Genomic DNA, 4,394 nt, shown 5'->3' on the forward strand with positions numbered 1-4,394 from the left:
TTGCTGAGTATGCAACGAGTGAAGCAGGACGGCTGGGGCCGCCGCCGGCATGAGCGGTCGCGTAATTTTTGCCGCTTGTTGGGCAGGGATGCTCATAAAAGCTTTCGCAAAAATAGCGACTCCCCGCATTAAGTATTGATACGCACTACGCTTTCCGTCTGAACCAATAAAGTGCATAGACGCCAATTATTAACGAATACACTGTGATTCTTGTTACAACGTTATCGTGTTTGTCAGGGGTAGGTAAGCAGGTGATGGATGCGTCTCTGATGTAAAGGTGAGTGCTTTGTTGAGGTTCATCCTGTGCATGGGATGTTGAGTATCCCAGAGTTGAGATCAAAAAGACTAATAAAATTTTTGTTTTTTGCATGATACTGCTTCTCAAGAAAAAGAATTCGAATCAATATAGTAGCGATTAGCTATAATATCACCTATATTTTTCTTGTGGAATACTTCCTATACTTTTGCTTTGTTCAGCAAGCCACTTGGGTTTGCCTGGTTAAAGCTACGATGTTTCAGTTATTTATTGATGATTTTAAAGTTACAAACAGTGCCTGTTTTTGCCATACACTCCACATGCTCAATATCTTTATCCAGTAAAGAGGAAATGAGCGTTCTATCAAATTCGCAAATTTCTTCATGTTTTTGAGCCAGGTCATGATAAATGCAATTGCATGCTTCAATAGTTCTCTCACTACTGCAGGAGGCGGTCATGTTCCTTACATTAAATCCCATTCCATCCATCACTTTCAATAATGCCTCAATCCGCTCATCTGTCTCTTTTCCTTCAAATTGAGGCAACAGACTTGGTGACCACTTACTACCCAGCTTATGCAGAAAGTGCTGAAAAGCTTCGGAACCGAGTTCGTTTTTTAGGTCCGTAAGAATGAGTTCAGAAAACCAGGCATATTGCTTTGGAAAACTGTTAATTCCTGCTTCTGTTAAAACGTAGCTACGCACCGGACGTCCTGCTGTTTTATTGAGAACACCAGTTTGTATATAACCCTGTCTTTCCAAACCAGTAAAATGCTGCTGCACAGCGTTACGGGAAATATTTAATGCAGTGGCAATCTCATCAATACTTAGCCCTGCTTTATTTTCTAGCAGCAGCCGTAAGATTTGATGCTGCCGGGGTCTGATCTTCTCAGTCATAAAAACTCCTTTTATTGGTTCGCTCTATGACTTTATAAAATAAAAACACTGTATTCGATAGAAAATAACTTATAACATATTTATATTGTTTAAGTTGCATTAGTTTGTTATTATTTTCTTGTAGTCGATCCTGTTGGGTTACATTTTGGCTATAACTACTGAAGAAATAATAACGACTGACACACAAAACAATGAGGAAGCAACAATGAGCAAAACTCTTTATGAAAGAATAGGCGGCGAACCAGCAGTCAATGCAGCCGTTGATATTTTTTACCGCAAGGTCCTGAATGACCCCCGTATCAATCGTTTTTTCGACAACGTTGACATGGAAAAACAGGCGGCCAAACAAAAAGCTTTTTTGACTATGGCATTTGGCGGCCCGCACAGTTATACCGGCCAAGACATGCGTACAGGTCATGCGCACCTGGTCAAGATGGGCTTAAATGATAGTCATTTCGATGCGGTCGTAGAAGATTTGGGAGCAACATTGGTAGAGTTAAATGTCCCACAAGAGCTCATCAACGAAGTGGTGGCCATTTGTGAACCGACACGCAATGATGTATTAGGCAGATAAACAATTTTAACCTTACTCCATAATGTCTTACTTCGACTTGCCAACATTATGGAGTAAGTTTTAACGGTAGCATCATGTACAAATTAACGATTGAAGAAAAGACTTATTCTTGCCAACCGGATGAAACAGTGCTGGATGCGTTATTGCGCGGGAATGTTAATATTTCCTATGCCTGTAAAAAAGGCACCTGTCATAGTTGCATGGTGCGCAGTCCCGACACCGTTCCGCCTGAAGCCGCTCAGGCCGGATTAAAGAATACTCTGAAAAAACGCAATCATTTTCTTGCCTGTCTGTGTCATCCGGAACAGGACATGGTCATTAAACTGCCCGATCAATCGGAATTCTATACCGAAGGAACAGTCGTTGTTAACGAAATGCTCAACAGGAATACGTTACTGCTGATCATTGCTTTTAAGGATGCGTTCGAATTTAATGCCGGACAATTTGTTAATCTACAGAGAGCCGACGGATTAACGCGCAGCTATTCGATTGCCAATACCCCGCAAGAATCCAATACCCTCGAATTTCATATTCGCCGCTTACCTGGCGGCAGGTTTAGTGAATGGCTACATGATGAAATCAAGGCAGGGGATACCATCGCCGTATCCGAACCACGCGGGCATTGTTTTTACCTGCCCGAAAAAAGCGAACAAGGCATACTTCTGGTAGGAACGGGAACCGGCCTGGCGCCGCTGGCAGGTATTTTGACCGATGCACTTGCGCAGGGGCATTCCGGCCCCATTTATCTGTTTCATGGCAGTCGTGAAGTTGAGGATCTTTACCGGATTGATGAGATGCGGCAGCTTGCCGAACAGCATCAAAATTTTCATTACATCCCCTGCATATCCAGCAATCATGTCCCTGCGGGTTTTAGCCACGGCCGTGCCAACGAAGTTGCATTGGCCACCCTTACCGATTTAAAAGGTTGGCGGGTGTTTCTCTGCGGTCATCCTGAAATGGTCAATCAAATGAAAAAAATGACCTTTCTCAAAGGCGCTGCATCAGCGGATATTTACGCCGATGCTTTTTTGGTTACCCCTACCTGAACGATGACGCTCATTATGAAGGTTAAGCAGTTTTTCCATTTTATTACCTTGATCCGGTGAATTTAAGCATCAAAAACAAGCTTCTTTCCATGGTTTCTGTTTCATTGCTATTTTAGTCATTGCATGGATAACTCATAAGTTCAGCATTAGTGCCGCTTACCCGATTATAGTTGCCTCTATGGGGCCGTCTGCAGTGATATTATTTATCATTTCCCATAGCCCGCTCGCGCCACCCTGGTCACTGGTCGGCGGGCAATTGGATCAACTTTAGTCGGAATATGGAGTGCTTAGGTAATTACTGATACGGCTTTAGCATAGGCTTGTGCCGTGCAAATCCAAACTATACCTTAATCGGTACGATGACGCAGATGAAAAAGTTCAACCGCGAGTGGCATGGAGAAACCGGGGTTATCAGCAAAGCCATGCTCCTGAAATTCATTGATGATTTGATGCTCCCATGTATTACATCGATGGCCCACCAGCCATGATAAATGCGATGCGGCAAATACTGAACAAAGCGAGTATTGACGGCGATAATATTCGCACAGAAGAGTTTCCAGGCTAGTAATGACGATAGCATTAGGTGCAATTAAAGGAGAACACCATGAGTATTGCCGCACAACCCTTAACTTCAGTCGACTCTGCATTGTCTCCCTGGTGGCTGCGCACGGTATTGATCGTGATGGTGCTGGGCTTTGCAGGCCTGATCGTCATCACTTCATTGGCCTACCGCAACGCTCCGCCGATTCCTGCACAGGTGCTTGATGCGCAAGGTATTTGCCTGTTTACCGGCGACGACATCAGCCAAGGCCAGGCCATCTTTCTCAAGTAGGGGTTCTCTTGTTTTCAATACAATAATGCACGGTAGGATTAACCGGTAATTCCGGTGTCTTGCGATTCTAAGCCCCGATAGTTTAATCGAATTCTAATTCTTCTTGGGAGTGTGTATCCTGTCCAGTTTTTGGGAAGGGGTATGAAGAATTGGCAAACTATGTTTCTCGGTCTGAAGCAAATCGCTCGGGAGCTCTCTGCTTTCGAGATTGAGGCGTTTTTCACTTTCAGCGAGGCTGAGCTCATAACGATTGAAACACGCCGGCGTCCGGAGCTGCGGTTGGGATTAGCGCTCCAGATCGGTTTCCTGCGTATGAGCGGTCGGCTACTCGATGCATTGCGAATGGTATCGCCCGAACTGTGGCGGCATTTGGGTGCGCAGCTTTCCATTACTCCACCCGAGCTGGCCTCGCTTCGAGCTCTCTGCCGCCGTGCCCAGACCTTGCGCGAACACCATCAGATCGCTTGCGAAGTACTTGGTTTTCGCTGGGCGAGCGACCATGAATGGCACGCCTTATTGCATGCAGTCTACCAAGAACTGGCAAGCACCGGTGACCGCAACCGATTATTACGCTTTGCCAGGCAGTGGATGTACCAACATCAAGTGATCATCGTGCACGAGCGTCAGCTACGGTCGATGATCGCCGAGGCCACGAATCTCTATGAAAAAGAACTCTCAAGCCAGGTATATACCGCCATCGATGAGCCTATACGCAGCCGCTGGCACAGGGAAATTATCCTTGCGCATGGATCTGGCATCACTCTGCAGAACCGGTGGTGGATGGCCCCGG

Annotated in this window: 7 protein-coding genes; 5 read left to right on the forward strand and 2 right to left on the reverse strand. The window is 45.5% G+C overall.

Annotation, left to right across the window (positions count from 1 at the left end; genetic code table 11):
- Positions 1–519: 519 nt before the first annotated feature.
- Positions 520–1,152: a helix-turn-helix transcriptional regulator gene (locus tag HUX64_RS02255; RefSeq protein ID WP_174624621.1), complete on the reverse strand. Its 633-nt coding sequence runs from the start codon at positions 1,150–1,152 to the stop codon at positions 520–522.
- A gap of 205 nt (positions 1,153–1,357) precedes the next feature.
- On the opposite strand from HUX64_RS02255, the gene HUX64_RS02260 reads away from it, so the two are divergent.
- The 3 genes from HUX64_RS02260 to HUX64_RS19525 all read left to right on the forward strand — a co-directional run bounded on the left by HUX64_RS02260 (position 1,358) and on the right by HUX64_RS19525 (position 3,043).
- Positions 1,358–1,726 (forward strand): group I truncated hemoglobin, encoded by a 369-nt coding sequence (locus HUX64_RS02260; RefSeq protein ID WP_174624622.1) that lies wholly within the window; start codon positions 1,358–1,360, stop codon positions 1,724–1,726.
- A gap of 74 nt (positions 1,727–1,800) precedes the next feature.
- Positions 1,801–2,772 (forward strand): FAD-binding oxidoreductase, encoded by a 972-nt coding sequence (locus tag HUX64_RS02265; RefSeq protein WP_174624623.1) that lies wholly within the window; start codon positions 1,801–1,803, stop codon positions 2,770–2,772.
- A gap of 145 nt (positions 2,773–2,917) precedes the next feature.
- A complete protein-coding gene (locus tag HUX64_RS19525) occupies positions 2,918–3,043 on the forward strand; it encodes an HPP family protein (protein ID WP_425484239.1) in 126 nt (41 codons plus the stop codon).
- A 76-nt stretch (positions 3,044–3,119) separates the two neighbouring features.
- Here HUX64_RS19525 and HUX64_RS02275 read toward each other — a convergent pair whose 3' ends face one another.
- Complete coding sequence (locus HUX64_RS02275; RefSeq protein WP_174624624.1) at positions 3,120–3,392, reverse strand: hypothetical protein; 273 nt, start codon at positions 3,390–3,392, stop codon at positions 3,120–3,122.
- Between HUX64_RS02275 and HUX64_RS02280 the strand changes: the two genes are divergently transcribed.
- Together HUX64_RS02280 and HUX64_RS02285 are read left to right on the forward strand one after the other, a co-directional pair.
- Positions 3,377–3,604 carry a hypothetical protein gene (locus HUX64_RS02280; RefSeq protein WP_246246878.1) on the forward strand — a complete coding sequence of 76 codons (228 nt, stop codon included), beginning with the start codon at positions 3,377–3,379 and terminating at the stop codon, positions 3,602–3,604. The genes HUX64_RS02275 and HUX64_RS02280 overlap by 16 nt on opposite strands.
- A gap of 141 nt (positions 3,605–3,745) precedes the next feature.
- A partial coding sequence (locus HUX64_RS02285; protein ID WP_174624625.1) for a DUF4158 domain-containing protein occupies positions 3,746–4,394 on the forward strand: 649 nt, incomplete at its 3' end.

It is taken from the genome of Candidatus Methylobacter favarea, from assembly GCF_902806695.1.
Classification (GTDB): domain Bacteria; phylum Pseudomonadota; class Gammaproteobacteria; order Methylococcales; family Methylomonadaceae; genus Methylobacter_B; species Methylobacter_B favarea.